At 39.5% G+C, this 19,221-nt stretch carries 15 protein-coding genes, 1 tRNA gene and 1 pseudogene; 9 read left to right on the forward strand and 8 right to left on the reverse strand.

Going from position 1 to position 19,221, the window contains the following annotated elements:
- Positions 1-40: 40 nt before the first annotated feature.
- Positions 41-1,498 carry a protein adenylyltransferase SelO gene (locus tag ED622_RS11135; protein ID WP_122033987.1) on the reverse strand — a complete coding sequence of 486 codons (1,458 nt, stop codon included), beginning with the start codon at positions 1,496-1,498 and terminating at the stop codon, positions 41-43.
- Positions 1,499-1,608: 110 nt separating this feature from the next.
- Positions 1,609-1,685: transfer RNA gene (locus ED622_RS11140), tRNA-Arg, on the reverse strand.
- A gap of 264 nt (positions 1,686-1,949) precedes the next feature.
- On the opposite strand from ED622_RS11140, the gene folD reads away from it, so the two are divergent.
- The 4 genes from folD (at position 1,950) to ED622_RS11160 (ending at position 7,850) form a co-directional block, all read left to right on the forward strand.
- Positions 1,950-2,807 (forward strand): bifunctional methylenetetrahydrofolate dehydrogenase/methenyltetrahydrofolate cyclohydrolase FolD, encoded by an 858-nt coding sequence (gene folD, locus ED622_RS11145; RefSeq protein ID WP_122033989.1) that lies wholly within the window; start codon positions 1,950-1,952, stop codon positions 2,805-2,807.
- Positions 2,808-2,992: 185 nt separating this feature from the next.
- Positions 2,993-4,927 (forward strand): PrkA family serine protein kinase, encoded by a 1,935-nt coding sequence (locus ED622_RS11150; RefSeq protein ID WP_122033992.1) that lies wholly within the window; start codon positions 2,993-2,995, stop codon positions 4,925-4,927.
- Positions 4,928-5,054: 127 nt separating this feature from the next.
- Positions 5,055-6,323, forward strand: coding sequence for a YeaH/YhbH family protein (locus ED622_RS11155; protein WP_122033996.1), 1,269 nt, complete (start codon positions 5,055-5,057; stop codon positions 6,321-6,323).
- Between the two features lie 9 nt (positions 6,324-6,332).
- Complete coding sequence (locus ED622_RS11160; protein WP_122033999.1) at positions 6,333-7,850, forward strand: SpoVR family protein; 1,518 nt, start codon at positions 6,333-6,335, stop codon at positions 7,848-7,850.
- Positions 7,851-7,948: 98 nt separating this feature from the next.
- On the opposite strand, the gene ED622_RS11165 is transcribed toward ED622_RS11160, so the two are convergent.
- A complete protein-coding gene (locus ED622_RS11165; RefSeq protein WP_122034002.1) occupies positions 7,949-10,177 on the reverse strand; it encodes an NADP-dependent isocitrate dehydrogenase in 2,229 nt (742 codons plus the stop codon).
- 170 nt (positions 10,178-10,347) lie between these two features.
- On the opposite strand from ED622_RS11165, the gene ED622_RS11170 reads away from it, so the two are divergent.
- Positions 10,348-10,968 (forward strand): pseudouridine synthase, encoded by a 621-nt coding sequence (locus ED622_RS11170; RefSeq protein ID WP_122034005.1) that lies wholly within the window; start codon positions 10,348-10,350, stop codon positions 10,966-10,968.
- A gap of 104 nt (positions 10,969-11,072) precedes the next feature.
- A complete protein-coding gene (locus ED622_RS11175) occupies positions 11,073-11,246 on the forward strand; it encodes a hypothetical protein (protein WP_122034007.1) in 174 nt (57 codons plus the stop codon).
- A 115-nt stretch (positions 11,247-11,361) separates the two neighbouring features.
- Here the strand turns inward: ED622_RS11175 and ED622_RS11180 are convergent, their stop codons facing one another.
- The 5 genes and pseudogenes from ED622_RS11180 to norV all read right to left on the reverse strand — a co-directional run bounded on the left by ED622_RS11180 (position 11,362) and on the right by norV (position 15,569).
- Positions 11,362-11,634, reverse strand: coding sequence for a hypothetical protein (locus ED622_RS11180; RefSeq protein WP_122034009.1), 273 nt, complete (start codon positions 11,632-11,634; stop codon positions 11,362-11,364).
- A gap of 61 nt (positions 11,635-11,695) precedes the next feature.
- Positions 11,696-12,031, reverse strand: a pseudogene (locus ED622_RS11185) (DUF1971 domain-containing protein).
- Positions 12,032-12,086: 55 nt separating this feature from the next.
- Positions 12,087-12,860 carry a ferredoxin--NADP reductase gene (locus ED622_RS11190; protein WP_122034012.1) on the reverse strand — a complete coding sequence of 258 codons (774 nt, stop codon included), beginning with the start codon at positions 12,858-12,860 and terminating at the stop codon, positions 12,087-12,089.
- 13 nt (positions 12,861-12,873) lie between these two features.
- Complete coding sequence (gene norW, locus ED622_RS11195) at positions 12,874-14,019, reverse strand: NADH:flavorubredoxin reductase NorW (protein WP_162922546.1); 1,146 nt, start codon at positions 14,017-14,019, stop codon at positions 12,874-12,876.
- Positions 14,020-14,033: 14 nt separating this feature from the next.
- A complete protein-coding gene (gene norV / locus ED622_RS11200) occupies positions 14,034-15,569 on the reverse strand; it encodes an anaerobic nitric oxide reductase flavorubredoxin (RefSeq protein WP_122034016.1) in 1,536 nt (511 codons plus the stop codon).
- Between the two features lie 187 nt (positions 15,570-15,756).
- Here norV and norR point away from each other — a divergent pair, with 187 nt between their 5' ends.
- The 3 genes from norR (at position 15,757) to hflD (ending at position 19,166) form a co-directional block, all read left to right on the forward strand.
- Positions 15,757-17,295: a nitric oxide reductase transcriptional regulator NorR gene (norR, locus tag ED622_RS11205; RefSeq protein ID WP_122034018.1), complete on the forward strand. Its 1,539-nt coding sequence runs from the start codon at positions 15,757-15,759 to the stop codon at positions 17,293-17,295.
- Between the two features lie 116 nt (positions 17,296-17,411).
- A complete protein-coding gene (mnmA, locus tag ED622_RS11210; RefSeq protein WP_045102564.1) occupies positions 17,412-18,536 on the forward strand; it encodes a tRNA 2-thiouridine(34) synthase MnmA in 1,125 nt (374 codons plus the stop codon).
- Between the two features lie 12 nt (positions 18,537-18,548).
- Positions 18,549-19,166 (forward strand): high frequency lysogenization protein HflD, encoded by a 618-nt coding sequence (hflD, locus tag ED622_RS11215; RefSeq protein ID WP_045102565.1) that lies wholly within the window; start codon positions 18,549-18,551, stop codon positions 19,164-19,166.
- Positions 19,167-19,221 lie beyond the last annotated feature (55 nt).

A 19,221-nucleotide genomic window follows, 5' to 3' on the forward strand; every position in this document is an offset into this window, starting at 1 on the left:
GCAGCGAATATCGCTGCTTTTTTATTTCTAAGATTATCGATTATGAGGAACAGCTAATTTCCATTTTCTTACCCCACTCAGGAGGTAATTGAGCATACTGTTCAAATTCAGGGTGTTCATCAAATGGCGACGCTAATAACATAGCTAATACATCAACCTCCCTGTAATCCCCTTCTTTAGCCTTATCAATCGCTTGCTGAGCTAAATAGTTTCGAAGAATGTATTTAGGGTTTACCTTTCTCATCTCCCGACAACGCATCTCGGTGTTCTCTGCTTCACTTTCACAGCGTATTAGATAAAAGTCCATCCATAATGTTGCTGCGTCTCTATCTATAAATAAATCCACCACCGTTTGCTTATCTTGAGTATCTAAATAAGACAAAGCTCTCATAAAGCGAGTGTAATCGACTGAATTTTGAGACAGCAACTCAAACATCGATTCAAATAAACGACTGTCTCCTTCTTGCTTAGACAGAAGACCCAATTTTTTCCGCATCGCCTGACTAAAATAACCATGTAATTGAGTTTCGTATTGCTCTAAAGAGGTTTCTAAATCTGATTTATCAATCAATGCAGAAAGAGAATGAGCCAGTGCAGATAAATTCCATAACCCTATTTTAGGCTGCTGGTTAAATGCATAGCGTCCTTGGTAGTCAGAATGATTACAAATGTAGCCGGGCTCATAATCATCAAGAAAACCAAAAGGACCATAATCAAAGGTTTGACCAATAATCGACATATTATCCGTATTCATAACACCATGAGCGAATCCAACCGCCTGCCACTGTGCAATCATATATGCCGTTCTATCTATGATTTGATTGAACATTGCAACATATGGTTTCTCTTCATTTAAGCAATCTGGAAAATGCCATTCAATTACTTTATCCGCTAATAATTTCTGCTCTGCCAATAAATTTGAATAAAACAAATGCTCAAAATGACCAAATCGAATATGAGTCTCAGCCATTCGGATCAGTAAGGCTCCTGTTTCATAACCTTCTCTAAAGACAGGCGTATCACTCGTCATCATCCCTAATGCTCTTGTTGTAGGGATACCTAATCCTGCCATGGCCTCACTGCACAAATATTCACGAATAGTAGATCGAAGTACTGCTCGACCATCACCAGAGCGAGAATAAGGCGTTAGCCCTGCTCCTTTTAAATGAAGATCAAAACGGTTTCCTTCTTTATCTGCTATTTCAGCAAGTAATAACCCGCGACCATCACCAAGATCAGGATTATAGCCACCAAATTGATGTCCGGCGTATTTCATCGCTAATGGTGAAAAAGCAGACGGCACAGTCTCCCCAGAAAAAGAAGATAACAGCTCTGGGTTATTCTGCGGCATTTCAGGTAAACCAAATCGCATAGCCAATTCACTGTTCCATATTAGCCAATCAGCGTTTTCTAATGGCGTTGGCTGAACATAGGTAAAAAAACAATTCGGCAGTTCTGAATAACGGGTGGTAATTGAAAAGGCGTTCCAAAAAGACATGAGAGTAATCCATTAACGGTGCAATGAACTAACGCTAGCATATTGAGATATGATATGACAGAAATGAAAAAAGCCGCACTAACCATGAGGTTAATGCGGCTTTTCCAATTTGGTACGCCCTGAAGGATTCGAACCTTCGACCACCTCCTTAGAAGGGAGGTGCTCTATCCAGCTGAGCTAAGGGCGCTCTATGGGGTAGGATTATACGAATATACGAAAACAGATCAATCCTTTTCTTATCATTATCTTACTGAATGCTGAAAAATAAAGCAGATTGGCTATTGTTTGATTAAATATAGGCTTTTAACTTCATACTCAATAACATATTTATGGGTGCTGCTATTTTTAAAACTTCACAAACGGAGAAAGCAATCGTTTGCGTCTAGCTATTACTATTTAATTCTGAGACAATACGCACGTCAATCAGTCAAAGCCCTTGTATAGGATTATTATGACCGCTCAAATTATCGATGGAAAACTTATCTCCCAAACTGTTCGCTCAGAAGTTGGGGCTCGTGTTAAAGCTCGCGTAGAAGCCGGATTACGTGCTCCAGGGCTAGCCGTGGTATTAGTAGGACAAGATCCTGCCTCTCAAGTTTATGTTGGAAGTAAACGTCGAGCTTGTGAAGAAGTCGGCTTTATTTCAAAATCTTATGATTTACCAACAACAACGACAGAAGCTGAATTGCTGTCTATTATTGATACATTAAATCAAGATGCTGAAATTGATGGTATTTTAGTTCAACTCCCTCTTCCTGCAGGAATGGACAGCACTAAAATTTTAGAGCGCATTGACCCAGAAAAAGACGTCGATGGCTTCCACCCATACAACGTAGGTCGTCTTTCTCAACGTATTCCAAAGTTACGTTCATGTACCCCAAAAGGTATTATCACTCTGCTTGATCGTTACAATATTCAAGTGCGTGGAATGCACGCAGTTGTGGTTGGAGCATCAAACATCGTTGGTCGCCCAATGACACTTGAATTGCTGCTTGCTGGTTGTACTACTACAACTTGTCACCGATTCACTAAAGATCTTGAACACCATATTCGTCAAGCCGACCTTGTTGTGGTTGCCGTTGGTAAACCAAACTTCATTCCAGGAGAGTGGATTAAAGAAGGCGCTGTCGTGGTCGATGTAGGCATCAATCGCTTAGATTCAGGTAAATTAATTGGTGATGTTGAATACGATGTAGCAAAAACAAAAGCAAGTTACATCACCCCAGTTCCTGGTGGCGTTGGCCCAATGACAGTGGCTAGTTTGATCGAAAATACCTTATTAGCTTGTGAGCAATACCACAGCAAATAACATAAACTATTAACTAAAATATCAATTAGCGAGCTTTATTAGGCTCGCTTTTTTTATATCTGCGCACTGCCACACTTCTTGATTAAATTTCATCCTATTTTCAGTTTTTTCTTGGACAAAATAAGGGTTTAGTAACTAACCTTAAGATGCTTAATAAAAAAAACGGATGACAAGAGGAAATGGATATGAGTATTTTTGACCACTATCAAGCCCGTTATGAAGCGGCAAAAGATGAAGAGATTTCACTGCAAGATTTCTTGTCCTTATGTAGTAATGACAAAAGTGCTTATGCCAATGCAGCAGAAAGACTTCTCATGGCTATTGGGGAACCTGAAGTTATCGATACTGCTCTTGACCCTCAACTTAGCCGTATATTTTCCAACCGTGTGATCTCTCGCTATGAGACATTTAAAGACTTCTACGGTATGGAAGAGCCTATTGAACAAATTATTTCTTACCTAAAACATGCAGCTCAAGGTCTCGAAGAACGTAAACAAGTGCTTTACCTATTAGGCCCAGTAGGTGGCGGTAAATCATCATTAGCAGAAAAGCTAAAAAGCTTAATGCAAAAATTACCTATCTATATTCTAAGCGCGAATGGCGAAAGAAGTCCCGTCAATGACCATCCCTTCTGTTTATTTGACGTAACAGAAGATGGCGAACTGCTAAAAAAAGAATATGGTATTGAACCTCGTAACCTTCGTTCAATAATGTCCCCTTGGGCCGCAAAACGATTAAATGAATTTGGTGGTGATATCACTAAATTTAAAGTCATTAAAGTTCACCCCTCAATTCTTGAGCAGATCGGTATCGCCAAAACCGAACCCGGTGATGAGAATAACCAAGATATTTCATCATTAGTTGGGAAAGTTGATATTCGTCAGTTAGAGCATTTTGCCCAAGATGATCCCGATGCTTACAGCTATTCAGGATCACTCTGTAAAGCCAATCAAGGCTTGATGGAATTTGTAGAGATGTTCAAAGCACCAATTAAAGTACTCCACCCTCTTCTAACTGCAACTCAAGAAGGCAACTTTAATGGGACAGAAGGCTTATCCGCCCTACCATTTGATGGCATGATTTTGGCTCACTCAAATGAATCAGAATGGCAAACGTTCAGAAACAACAAAAACAATGAGGCCTTTCTAGATAGGGTATACATAGTTAAAGTTCCTTATTGTTTACGAGTATCTGAAGAAGTCAAAATCTATCAAAAGCTATTGGAACACAGTGATCTATTTCATGCGCCTTGTTCTCCAAGTACCTTAGATATTTTGGCTCAATTCTCGATACTTTCGCGCCTAAAAGATCCTGAGAACTCATCTCTGTTCTCAAAAATGCGCGTTTATGATGGTGAAACACTTAAAGACACCGATCCAAAAGCCAAAAGCTATCAAGAGTATCGTGATTTTGCAGGAGTCGATGAAGGCATGTCAGGGCTTTCAACACGGTTCGCTTTTAAAATTCTATCTCGTGTATTTAACTTTGACCAAACCGAAGTTGCCGCCAACCCTGTTCATCTATTCTATGTTATTGAACAACAGATCGAACGAGAACAATTTGCTCAAGATATTGCCGATAAATATACCGAATTCGTCAAAGGCTTCTTAGTCCCTAAATATGTCGAATTTATTGGAAAAGAAATCCAAACCGCTTATTTAGAGTCGTATTCAGAGTATGGTCAAAATATCTTTGATCGCTATGTCACCTATGCCGATTTTTGGATTCAAGATCAAGAATATAGAGATCCAGAAACCGGACAATTGTTTGATCGCTCTGCCCTCAATGATGAATTAGAAAAAATTGAAAAAACCGCAGGGATCAGTAACCCGAAAGATTTTCGAAATGAAATTGTTAACTTTGTTCTAAGAGCGAAGGCAAATAACAATGGCCAAAATCCAAATTGGACAAGTTACGAAAAACTTCGTGTCGTTATCGAGAAAAAAATGTTCTCCAATACTGAAGATTTACTTCCAGTGATCTCTTTCAATGGAAAAACGTCAACTGACGATCAGAAAAAACACGATAACTTCGTTGCTCGTATGATGGAAAAAGGCTACACCAAAAAGCAAGTCCGTCTATTAGCAGAGTGGTACTTACGTGTTCGAAAATCTTCATAAGTAAACAACAGGACGTTGCAGCCCATAATCAATTATGGGCTGACCCAGTAACATTTTGATTAAATTACTGTCTATATAAGTAGGCAGAATACTTTATCAAGGTGGTATGAATTAGGAGGGCAATATTATGGCTCAATTTATTGACCGAAGGTTGAATGGCAAAAAGAAAAGCACGGTCAACAGACAACGCTTTATTCGTCGCCATAAAGATCAAATTAAACGTGCAGTCTCTGATGCCGTAAATCAACGTTCAGTCACTAATACTGAGGGTGGTGAAAGCATTTCGATTCCAAAAGGAGACATTTCCGAGCCTGTTTTTCATCAAGGCCAAGGGGGTATTCGCGAGCGTGTTCTTCCCGGTAATGACCAATTCATCAAAGGCGATAAAATTGACCGTCCACAAGGGGGAGCAGGTGGTGGTTCAGGCGCAGGAGACGCGAGTGCTGATGGTGAGGGAGAAGATGAGTTTAGCTTTCAGATCTCAAAAGATGAGTATTTAGATATTCTATTTGAAGAGCTTGAGCTTCCTAATTTAGAAAAAAATCAAGTCCAAAAGATCACCGAATGGGAAACCCACCGAGCGGGCTATCAAACCGCAGGGATCCCATCCAATATTGATATCGTTCGCTCATTGCAGCAATCACTGGCTCGCCGAACCGCCATGACCGCAGGCAAAAAGCGCTTACTGAGCGAGCTTGAGCAAGAATTAGAACAGGTAAAAAACAGTGAACCCGCTCACCCACTTGCTGTTCGTAAAATGAAAGAAGAAATAGAAGAGCTACGAGAAAAGATTAAACACGTCCCTTACATTGATTCTTTCGATCTACGCTATAAAAACTACGAACGAACCCCGATTCCATCAAGTCAAGCTGTCATGTTTTGTTTAATGGATGTCTCAGGCTCAATGGACCAAGCAACCAAAGACATAGCAAAACGCTTTTATGTTCTACTTTATCTATTTCTTACTCGCACTTATGAAAACGTCGAAGTCGTTTTTATTCGCCACCACACTCAAGCAAAAGAAGTTAACGAACACGACTTTTTCTATTCTCAAGAAACGGGCGGAACCATGGTTTCTAGTGCCCTAAGATTAATGAAAGAAGTCATAGTAGAGCGATTTCCGGTTAATGAATGGAACATCTATGCAGCTCAAGCGTCTGATGGCGATAACTGGGCAGATGATTCACCAAAATGTAAAGAGTTACTCACGGCTTCAATTCTTCCATATTGCCAGTACTACTCTTACATTGAAATAACCAAACGTCACCACCAAACATTATGGACTGAGTACGAAAAGCTAGCACAAGGATTTGATAACTTTGCGATGAAAAACATTCGTTCGCTTGAAGACATCTACCCTATTTTTAGAGAATTATTTAAAAAACAGCTGGCTTAGGAGGCAAGGATGAAGAACAAAAAAATGCTACCTGATGGGCCAGATTGGACCTTTCAAATGCTAGAGCAATATCATGTTGAGATAAAAAAGGTCGCAGAATTTTATCGCCTAGATACTTATCCCAACCAGATTGAGATTATTACCGCAGAGCAAATGATGGATGCTTATTCTAGTGTCGGTATGCCGATTAACTACCACCACTGGTCTTTTGGTAAAAAATTCATTCAAACAGAACAAAACTACAAACATGGCCAGATGGGATTAGCCTATGAAATAGTGATCAATTCCTCACCATGTATTGCTTATTTAATGGAAGAAAATACCATCACAATGCAAGCCTTAGTCATGGCTCACGCCTGCTATGGGCATAACTCTTTTTTTAAAGGTAATTATCTATTTCAAACATGGACTGATGCGAGTTCAATTGTCGATTATTTACTTTTTGCTCAACAATACCTTACTCAATGTGAAGAAAAGTATGGAGTTGATGAGGTAGAAAAGATCCTCGATTCTTGCCATGCCTTAATGAACTACGGGGTAGACAGATATAAACGCCCAGAGAAAATCTCAATCGCAGAAGAGAAAATCCGCCAAGAAGACAGAGAAGCCTATCTTCAATCTCAAGTGAATGACTTATGGCGAACCGTGCCAAAAGCAAAAGAAGAAAATAGTGAAGAAAAAATACGTTTTCCCTCAGAGCCTCAAGAAAACATTCTTTATTTTATAGAAAAACACGCGCCGTTATTAGAGTCATGGCAACGAGAAGTGGTTCGAATTATCAGAAAAATCAGCCAATATTTTTACCCACAAAAACAAACTCAAGTCATGAATGAAGGCTGGGCAACATTTTGGCATTACACCATCTTAAATCACCTTTATGATGAAGGCCTAGTCTCAGAAAAGTTTATTCTAGAGTTCTTACATAGCCATACTAATGTGGTTGCTCAACCTGCCTATAACAGTCCTTATTATAACGGGATAAACCCTTACGCTCTTGGCTTTGCTATGTTCCAAGATATTCGCCGGATATGTGAAGAACCCACCGAGGAAGACAAAGAGTGGTTTCCTGATTTAGCAGGTAGTGATTGGCTCGATGCCGTACATTTTGCAATGCATAACTTCAAAGATGAGAGTTTTATTAGCCAATATTTATCGCCTAAACTCATACGTGAATTTAAGCTATTTTCCATTTTAGATAATGATAAAAATAAGCATATTGAAGTTAATGCAATTCACGATGAAACAGGTTATCGGGAAATAAGAGAAAAGCTAGCAGCTCAATATAACTTAAGTAACCTTGAACCTAATATTCAAGTATGGAATGTCGATGTTCGAGGAGATCGCTCTTTAGTTCTTCGTCATATTCCACATAATCGCATTCCTTTAGATAAAGGCCATGACGAAGTCATGAAACACCTTCATCGTCTATGGGGATTTGATGTGATTCTTGAAGAGGTTATTTCATTTAATCGAGCAGAGATTATCTCTTCTTGCCCTAAGCGTAATTATTACAATACCAATATTTAACTTCTTTTATTCTAACCGCCATTAAATAGAAAAAGCCTTGAGATATCGCTACCTCAAGGCTTTATTTTATCTAACAACTATTATAAGTAATCGATAAATTATAGTGACGCTAGTGCTGCATTTAATGTAGCACTTGGACGCATTTCTTTCGCAGCAAGCTCAACAACAGGCTGGAAGTAACCACCCACATCGCCAACCACACCTTGTGCTGCATTTAGCTCATCAACAATCTTAGTTTCATTAGACGTTAATGTTTCAGCTAATGAACCAAAGTAAGCTTGAAGCTCTGCATCTTTTGTTTGTACTGCTAGCTCTTGAGCCCAATACATTGCTAGATAGAAGTGGCTACCACGGTTATCTAACTCACCGACACGACGTGATGGTGATTTATTTGTTTCAAGGAACTTAGACGTTGCAGCATCTAACGTATCTGCAAGAATTTGTGCTTTTGCATTACCCGTTGTCACACTTAAGTGCTCAAATGAAGCAGCAAGCGCTAAGAACTCACCTAAAGAATCCCAACGTAAATGGTTTTCTTTTTCAAACTGTTGCACGTGTTTTGGAGCAGAACCGCCCGCACCCGTTTCAAACAGGCCACCACCATTCATAAGAGGAACAATAGACAACATTTTCGCTGAGGTACCAAGCTCTAGAATTGGGAATAGATCCGTTAGGTAATCACGCAGTACATTACCCGTTACAGAGATAGTATCTTCACCTTTGATAATACGCGCTAACGTATATTCAGTGGCTTCAACAGGAGATAGGATTTGAATATCAAGACCTGCTGTATCGTGATCGGCAAGGTAAGTATTTACCTTTTTAATCAACTCAGCATCATGAGCACGATTTGCATCAAGCCAGAAAATAGCAGGAGTACCTGTTGCACGAGCACGGTTTACTGCTAATTTAACCCAATCTTGAATTGGAGCATCTTTCGCCTGACACATACGCCAGATATCGCCTTCACCCACAGAATGTTCAATTAGAGCAGAACCCGCTCCATCAATCACTCGTACCGTTCCTGCTTCAGAAAGAATGAACGTCTTATCGTGAGAACCATATTCTTCTGCTTTTTGAGCCATCAAGCCTACGTTTGGCACAGAACCCATCGTTGTTGGATCAAATGCACCGTTTGCTTTACAGAATTCAATCACTGATTGATAAACACCCGCATAACAACGATCTGGGATCATCGCTTTAGTGTCTTTTAGTTGGCCATCAGGACCCCACATACGACCAGAAGTACGTAGTGCAGCAGGCATAGATGCATCGATAATCACGTCACTTGGCACGTGAAGGTTTGTAATACCGCGATCTGAGTCCACCATAGCAAGTTCAGGTTGGTATTCGTAAACAGCCGCAAGATCAGCTTCAATCGCTGCTTTTTCAGCTTCTGGCAATGAGGCGATTTTAGTGTAAACATCACCTACACCATTGTTTGCATCAACACCTAGCTTTTCAAAGGTTGCTGCATGTTTTGCAAACACCTCTTTATAGAACACTTTTACGGCATGACCAAAAATAACAGGATCTGATACTTTCATCATGGTAGCTTTCATATGCAAAGAAAGCAGAACATCTTCTTCTTTCGCTTTTTTGATTTCAGCGTCAAAAAATTCAACTAATGCTTTTTTGCTCAGACAAGAACCATCAATGATCTCTTTATCTTTCAGTGCCAAACCTTCTTTAAGAACCGTCACTGCACCATTGTTAGCAACAAATTCAATACTCACATTTGTTGCACCATCAATCGTTACTGATTGTTCACTTGAGTAAAAATCGCCTTCACTCATACTTGCAACGTGTGACTTGGAATCAGCAGACCAAGCACCCATTGAGTGCGGGTTATTACGAGCGTATTGCTTAACTGCACCAGGCGCACGACGATCAGAGTTACCTTCACGAAGAACTGGGTTTACCGCTGAGCCTTTAATCTTGTCATAAACCGCTTTAACGGCTTTTTCTTCATCTGTTTTTGCTTCTTCTGGGTAGTTAGGTAGAGCATAGCCTTTTGCTTGAAGCTCTTTAATTACCGCATGAAGCTGAGGAATTGACGCACTGATATTTGGAAGTTTAATGATATTGGCTTCTGGCGTTTTTGCTAGTTCGCCAAGCTCTGCTAATGCATCACTAATGCGTTGTTCTTCTGTTAAGTACTCAGGAAAGTTTGCAATTACACGACCAGCAAGTGAGATGTCACGTGTATCAACGTCAATATCCGATGACGCTGCAAATGCTTGAATAATTGGAAGAAGTGAATGCGTCGCCAGTGCTGGCGCTTCATCAGTGATAGTATAGATAATCTTAGATTTTTGCGTTGTCATTTAATTTCCCTATTTAATCTACAAAACCCGTAACAAAACGTATAATAGGCTTTGTAATTTACCGACTTTATTTTTATTAGTCTCTTGTTTCACGCGCGTACTATAGCGAAAAGCGATGAACTTTAAAACTAAACACCACAAAAGCTTTACAATTTTGCAAGGTAGTTAACATGACATTCAAGCGTTCCCCTAATTGGAAAAAACCGGCCTTTAAGAAAAAAGCGATTCAAAAGCCACGCCCTGCACCAAAAGATCGTAAAGTCCTTATCTTTAATAAACCTTTTGATGTATTGAGTCAATTTACTGATGACCAACATCGCCAGACGCTCGCAGATTTTATTTCAGTAAAAGATGTTTACGCCGCTGGTCGCCTTGATCGCGATAGCGAAGGGTTATTAATCTTGACCAATGATGGTGTCTTGCAAGCACGATTAACTCAGCCAGAATCGAAATCACCAAAAACCTATTGGGTACAAGTTGAAGGTGCTCCAACCGAAGAAGATTTAGAAAAACTTCGCCAAGGCGTAGAATTAAAAGATGGAATGACACTGCCAGCAAAAGTAGAAATGATGACAGAACCTGATTTATGGGAGCGTAATCCTCCGGTTCGATTCCGAGCTGCCATTCCAACCACTTGGATTGCGATAACGATTATTGAAGGCCGTAATCGTCAAGTTCGACGCATGACGGCACATATTGGCTTCCCAACGTTACGTTTAATTCGTTACTCAATGGGCTATTGGACTATAAAAGATGTCCCTCACGGTGAATGGAAAGAAGTCAGTCTATAGTCACAGCAATAAACAATGTAAATAATAAGTTAAAAAAGCGCTACACGTTTAGTCCTTTTTCACTTAGACTCAAGAAAAGACGATGAAGTTATGAAGGAATAAAAATGAATGTAATCATTAAGGTAGCAGGGATTGCTAGCGTACTATTATTATCTGCCTGTGCTCCAGCAGATAGAGCAGATATAAACTCTACTGAACTGACTAACGAGCATTATAAGAACCAAGAAAAACAACAACAAAACTGTATGCTAACAGGTGAAATTGGCTGTGCTAATTAATTAGGCTAAGCCCAGAACAAACTTATTAAGCCAATAAAAAGGCCTGATAGAATCACTACTATCAGGCCTTAATTTCAACATCAAAAAGACAGTTTACTGCCCTTTTGTATTGAGTTTATTCATCACCCATAAAGCTCATATCTGGTAATGATTCTAGATTTTCTTTATAGCGTTTTTGATTAAATTCTGCGCCATTTTTCATCACATCAAAAACTTCAACAGCCAACGCACACGCCATCATTTCAATCGCATCTTCGCGTGAGTTACCTGTCATTACCAAGCGCATTAATGTCTCTTTTACTGCAACTGGGCTGCCATCTTCAATTTGATTTTTTACGGTCTCAATCAATGTTTCTTCAGTCATGAAATCGTCTTGTTGATCTGTCATCTTACTTCTCACTCAATAATTTCGCCTACTATGCCATAAATGCAAAGTAAAGAGGCGTAAATTATTTAGCATTGAACATTTTCTTACCGGTCTTATCTTGATCTGACCAAAAATTAATATTGAATTGAGCATCATCACTCAACTCAACTCGATGCCAGTACTGAGGAGGGCTTGTTGCAAATTGCCCTGCGTTAATAACGACTTTAACTTCAGGCTCTGTCGCTTCTGAATCTGCAAAGCCATAATAAGTGACCACACCTTCCATTACACATAACTAACCAAAAACATCAGCCGCTGTATGATGATGCGATAATAGTGCCTCAGGTACATTATCTTTCGTGAAAAATGGGGTAGAACGTTGGATTTTCCAATTTTTTGGGATACGTAAATGGCTCATAATAATCTCTCCAAATAAATTTTTTATTCTTTCGTCATCATATATTTATCGGTTCTTACCAATAGTTTTCAGAACTAAACTGCCCTGCTTTACGACGAAGATGTTTGTTAAAACCTAACTCTTTTAGCGCATCAGATGTGTCTTTAACCATGTTAGGGTTGCCGCAGATGTATAAGAAACTACGCGTTTTACTAAGCTGGCATTTGGCACGACTCTCGATCTCTCTGCTGAGCAGCAAAGTCGGGATTCGTCCACATAAAGTTCCGGTGACATGTTCTCTAGAAACAATTGGTACATAATGAAACCTCTTATTGTATCTATTAATTAATTGTTGGATCCGCTCTTGATAAATCAACTCAGACTGCGTTCTTACTGCATGAACTAACACAATATTTTTAAATCGAGTTTCAAGTAATGGTGTTTCTAATATTGAGATAAATGGCCCTATGGCCGTACCTGTTGATAATAACCATAAATCCTCTACACCTTGAGGCATTTCATTAATGGTCATAAACCCTGAAGCTTCTTTACCAACAAAAATCTCGTCACCAGAATTTAGCGCTTTAAGACGAGGAGATAACTCCCCGCTTTCATCTGCAATGATCAGAAATTCCATCTGTTGGTGCCCTTCCGTCTGCTTTGGGTTATTCACTATGGAATAAGCTCTTCTTACCCAATCACCATGCCCATCAGGTAGTGCTAATTTAGTAAATTGTCCCGCCTGATAAGCACTAATTGGCGCTTCTACAAACAAACTGAATAAATGATCAGTCCAGTCATAACGACGAAGAACAACCCCTTTAATTAATCCATGTGGAATTTCTGTCATAGCTCACCTCTCATTATTTCGTATTATGTATCTCTCTAAATAAAGGAAATGCGTTCTTAACTAATTCATTGGTTACCACAAATCCAGTTAACTGATTATTGGCATTGTAAGCTTTAGCACATAACCCTTGCGTATCAATATCAACAGCCCAACGTTCAATGTCGACTGATGTATTACCCGCAAGCTGTATTGGATAATGGGGCGTTTTCACCTTCACCATCATATTTGGTAATTCAAGTATCGTCTCAGTTCCTAATAAGGTTTTTGCTAACGCATTCGCACTCAATAAGATAGGTTGTAGGTATGCCATTACCTTGCCTTCTATTTCAGCACAGTCACCTAATGCATAGACATTATTCGCTGACGTTTGCAGTATTGAGTCAACAACAATCCCTCGATTAACCATAATGTCCGACTTTATGGCTAGCTGCGTATTAGGTTTTAGCCCAGCGGCTGATATCACACAATCCACTAAATACGATTGACCATTCGTTGTCGTTACTCGATATCTATTATCTTGTTTATTTACCGCTTGCACACAATCCGACAAAGTAACGGTAACCCCTTTTTCTCTGCATGCTTTTTCAAGTGGCAGTGAAATAAAGTCAGGGATCATATTAGCCAGTAGATGACTATTTGGCTCAACCAAGGTCACCATTTTCCCTGCATTTGCCAAATCCATTGCGAGCTCTGTACCTATTAAACCACCACCAACAACAAGTACTTTTTTAGACTCCAATACTTTTTGTTGAATACCAGCAAACTCTTTTAGGCTATTTAATGTCAGGATTTCTTCACATCCATCACCGTGAAAAGGTGGAATAAATGTTTGAGACCCTGTTGCTAATACCAATTTCCCATAAGCATACTGCTCATCATTTACAGTAATCGCTTGGTTCTCAGCATCTATCGACTCAACGAAGGCATGCGTATGTAAAATGACATTGTATTGCTCAGCAAAAGCTCCTCCAGTTAATGTAATCATATCTTCTGGATTTTGTTGCTTTGAAAATACGTGACTCAAATCTGGCTTGTTATAGTCATCACCACTGTCATTCGTAAACACATGAATCGGACAATCACTATTAGTTCGACGAATAGTTTTAATTAATTGGTAAGAGGCAAAACCACTACCAATAATAACGATAGGTAAACTCATCATTTATCCTCCAACTACTTAATTTCAACAAATACGTCTTTACCTAGATGACACTCAGGGCATAAGAAGTAATCAGGTACTTCTGACCAAGGAGTATTAGGCTCTACACCTTGATTTGGCTCACCAAGAGCAGGATCGTACACCCAGTTACATACTGTGCATAACATGCACTGTGAAGCGCTGCTTTCTCCGGTAGCTCCGACTTCTGTATCGTTTGCCGCTAATTCAACAGCAGGTTCAATCATGACGACTGGATCTTGGGCTGTTACTTCTTTAGCCACCGTTGGTTCAATGACTTTTGTTGTTTGCTCTTTTTTTTCTACATTAATGGTATTAAACGTGGTAGTTAGTGGTTTTAGTGCCCACTGTTTTGCAATAAATTGCCCATGCTCTCGACATAACTGCATTGCTTTACCATCTGGACGCCATTTCGCTTTTAAACCCACCGCGGTTTCAAAACCAGCATCAGTTAAGCGAGAATGAATTCTGTCAACAGCACCACCATTCCAACCGTAACTACCAAATGCACCTGCTTTTTTCGCTTTAAATCGAAGGCCTGTAATTTCTTCTAACATGCCCGCAATTTTAGGCATCATCACATTGTTCATGGTTGATGAGCCAACAAGGATCCCTTTTGAGCGGAAAACACTGGTTAAAATATCATTCTTATCTTGGCGAGAAACATTGAATACTTTGACCGCAACAGCAGGGTCAATATCATGAATACCTTGAGCAATCGCATCAGCCATCATTCGAGTGTTGTTTGACATAGAATCGTAGAAAATAGTAATACGATCTTCTTGATAATTATCAGCCCACTCTAAATATTGATGAATGATTTGAGTTGGATTATCTCTCCATACACAACCGTGAGAAGTTGCGATCATATCGACAGGTAAATTAAAGCTTAATACTTCTTTGATTTTTGCCGTTACTAATGCACTGAATGGCGTAAGGATATTAGCGTAGTAACGTAAACATTGATCCATCAATTCCGTTTGATCTACTTCGTCATTAAACAAGCGCTCATCACAATAGTGTTGGCCAAATGCATCATTACTAAACAAAATTGCATCACCGGTTAAGTACGTCATCATGCTGTCTGGCCAGTGCAGCATTGGCGCTTCAACAAAAATCAATTGCTTGCCATTACCTATATCTAACGCATCGCCCGTTTTAATTGGATTAAAATTCCATTCAGGGTGATGATGGTGACCAACAATTGAATCAATCGCGTTTTCAGTACAATAAATTGGTGTACCCGGGATCTTATCCATTAACGCAGAAAGTGCCCCTGCGTGATCTTCTTCAGCATGATTAATTACAATATAATCGATGCTAGCAAGATCAATTTCCATTTCTAAATTTTGAATAAACTGGTGGCTAAAACGATGGTCCACCGTATCAATTAATACTGTTTTCTCTTCTTGAATAAGATAACTGTTATAGCTTGTGCCTTTGGTCATTTTAAATTCAGTACCATGGAAGTCAGACACTTCCCAATCACGTTGGCCAACCCAGTTAACATTATTTTTAATATGAATAGTCATTGTTTTTTTCTCATTTAATTATTAGCGTTACAATATCTATAGCATTGAGCGTGCCAGTTTTTATCTTATTGATTTAAAAGAAATTAATAAACAAAGGCATTTAGTAATTGTCATTATGACACCTGTTTACTTTTGTCAAAAAGACACTACAATAGTCAAATTGACAATTAAAGAGTTGGGTAGAATAATGAGGAACATGAAAGAAGAATGGGCTCAAATTGCATTGGATTTAACGTCCGGATTAGACAGTAAAGACCGTTTTGAACGTTTATTATCAACCATTCGAAATGCGTTAAAATGTGACGCTTCTGCTTTACTCTTATTTAAAAATCAATACTTCTCACCACTAGCAACCAACGGCCTAGACAGTGATGTGATTGGGCGTCGTTTTGCTATTTCACAACATCCTCGTTTAGAAGCCATAGCACGAGCTGGTGATATTGTTCGCTTTCCTCCAGACAGTGATTTACCCGATCCTTATGACGGATTAATTAAAAATAAAAAAGAACTCCTTCATGTGCACTCTTGTATCGGGCTGCCTTTACTTGTTAATGAACGATTGATTGGCGCAGTAACTATTGATGCATTCGATCCTGCTCAATTTAATAGTTTTACCAATAAAGAACTTAGGATCATTAGCGCCTTAGCTGCAACCAGTCTGAACACCGCTTTACTGATGGAAAAATTAGAAAATCAGTCTTCAGGGGGATCAACTGGATCATCCTTTGAAAACGCGCAGCAGAACAATGTTGAGATGATTGGTGAATCAAAAGCGATGAAAGAGTTAAAAGCCAATATCAAAGCCGTCGCCAATACCGAGCTATCCGTTTTAATCACAGGAGAAACAGGGGTTGGTAAAGAGTTAGTGGCGAGTGCTTTACATGAGCAATCGTCAAGGGCAAATCAAAACTTAGTCTACTTAAACTGTGCCGCTTTGCCCGAATCTGTCGCAGAAAGTGAACTGTTTGGTCATGTAAAAGGGGCGTTTACAGGAGCTATTAGTAACCGTAAAGGCAAATTTGAATCCGCCGATAATGGCACGCTGTTTCTAGATGAAATTGGTGAGTTATCTTTAGCGCTACAAGCCAAATTATTACGCGTTTTACAATATGGTGATATTCAACGAATTGGCGATGATAATCACATTAAAGTAAACACTCGTATTATTGCAGCGACCAATAAAACGTTAAGTGAAGAAGTTAAAGAAGGCAATTTTAGAGCTGACTTGTACCACCGTTTAAGTGTCTTCCCAATTTTTGTGCCTCCACTGAGAGATCGAGGAAGTGACATTACTCTTCTAGTTGGCTACTTTGCCGAAAAGAGTCGCGTAAAACTAAGAGCATCAAGCCTACGTATTACCCCAGAGGCCATTAGCGTACTTAATGCTTATCCTTGGCCTGGTAATGTTCGTGAATTAGAACACGTCATAAGCCGAGCGGCTGTTTTATCTAGAGCACAAAGTATTGATTCAGATTTAACCCTCTCTACTTCGCATTTTTCTATTCAAAAAGAAACCGACACTAAAGAGTCTGTACCACAATCAACAGAAGAAGTAAGTTTGGAATGTAATAAAGGATTACGCTTAGCAACCGATGAATTTCAAGCCAAACTAATCCAAAAAACGTATCAAAAACATCAACAAAATTGGGCGGCGACAGCAAGAGCATTACAAGTTGATACGGGAAATTTACATCGTTTAGCAAAACGTTTAAATCTTAAGGAATAAATCCCAAAAATCATTTTTATTTCGCAGATATAATTATGTGATTTTGCTCTCGGATCTGTCCTGAGCATATTCTTTCTGTTAGAATCTGCCTCAAGTTTTATTAGTGGTGTTAAAGAATGTCAGACAACAGCCAAAAGAAAGTCATCGTCGGTATGTCCGGTGGTGTAGATTCTTCAGTATCAGCCTATCTACTTCAGCAACAAGGATACCAAGTTGAAGGTCTTTTCATGAAAAACTGGGAAGAAGATGACAACGAGGAATATTGTACCGCTGCCGAAGATTTAGCCGATGCACAAGCGGTGTGTGACAAATTAGGTATTCACCTTCACACCATTAACTTTGCATCTGAATACTGGGACAACGTTTTTGAATATTTCTTAGAGGAATACAAAGCGGGCCGTACGCCAAATCCTGATATTTTATGTAATAAAGAAATCAAATTTAAAGCTTTCTTAGAATTTGCTGATGAAGTACTAGATGCAGATTTCATAGCTATGGGCCACTACGTTCGTCGTACTTTCCCAAGCGCAGAAGAAATCGCAAATGGTGCAAAACCAGAAATGCTTCGTGGTTTAGATTCAAACAAAGATCAAAGCTACTTCCTATACACATTAAGCTCAGATCAAGTATCTCGCAGCCTATTCCCTGTTGGTGAGCTTGAAAAACCTGAAGTACGCCGCATTGCTGAAGAGCAAGATTTGATCACAGCGAAGAAAAAAGATTCTACTGGTATCTGCTTTATTGGTGAACGTAAATTCACTGAATTTTTAGGCAAATACTTACCAGCACAACCAGGTAATATCGAAACCCCAGAAGGTAACATCATTGGTCAACACCAAGGTTTGATGTACCACACTCTAGGTCAACGTAAAGGGTTACACATCGGTGGCTCTAAAGGCGGCGGCGGTAACGAAGACCCATGGTTCGTTGGTGAAAAAGATTTAAAACGTAATGTATTAATTGCCGTTCAAGGTAAAGATCACCCATTACTAAAATCTCAAGGCCTATTAGCTTCTCAACTGCACTGGGTTGATCGCACTCCGATTAAAGCCCCATTGAGCTGCACGGTGAAAACACGTTACCGTCAAACTGATATCCCTTGTACCATCATCCCTATTGATGATGAAAACATTAAAGTGATTTTTGATGAAGCACAAATCGCAGTGACTCCAGGTCAATCTGCTGTTTTCTACTCAGGTGAAATTTGCCTAGGTGGCGGCATCATCGAAGAGCGTATTTAAGGAGTTCCGAGCGTGGCTAACACTTTATTTGACAGAACCATTGCATTTGCTGGCATTTGCCAAGCGGCAAGCTTAGTACAAAAAATGGCGAAAGATGGGCACTGTGATCAAGCTGCGTTTGATACTGCTATTCAATCAATATTAGAAATCAATCCAAGTAATACGCTTGCTGTTTATGGTAATGAAGCGAACTTACGTATTGGTTTAGAATGTTTGGTTCGAGATTTTGACAATACGCCATCAGGCAGTGAATTAACTCGCTACTTGATCAGTTTAATGGCGTTAGAGCGCAAACTTGCAGGCCATCGCGATGGTATGAGCAAGCTTGGTGAACGCATTAGCACTATTGAGCGTCAACTTGAACATTTTGATATTCACGATGAACAAATGCTCAGTAACATTGCCAGCATTTATTTAGATGTGATCAGCCCTATGGGCCCTCGCATCCAAGTGACTGGTACACCATCTATCTTACAGCAACCGATGACACAGCATAAAGTGCGCTCCCTGCTTCTTTCAGGTATTCGTTCCGCTGTATTATGGCGCCAAACGGGTGGCAAACGTCGCCATTTAATTTTTGGTCGTAAGAAAATGGTAGAGCAAGCAAAAATTATTTTAGCTCGAATTTAAAAAATTAAAGCCTACTTGAATCTCAGGTAGGCTTTATCCTTTAACCTTTATAGAT

The sequence above is a fragment of the Aliivibrio sp. EL58 genome (assembly GCF_900312675.1).
Lineage (GTDB): Bacteria > Pseudomonadota > Gammaproteobacteria > Enterobacterales > Vibrionaceae > Aliivibrio.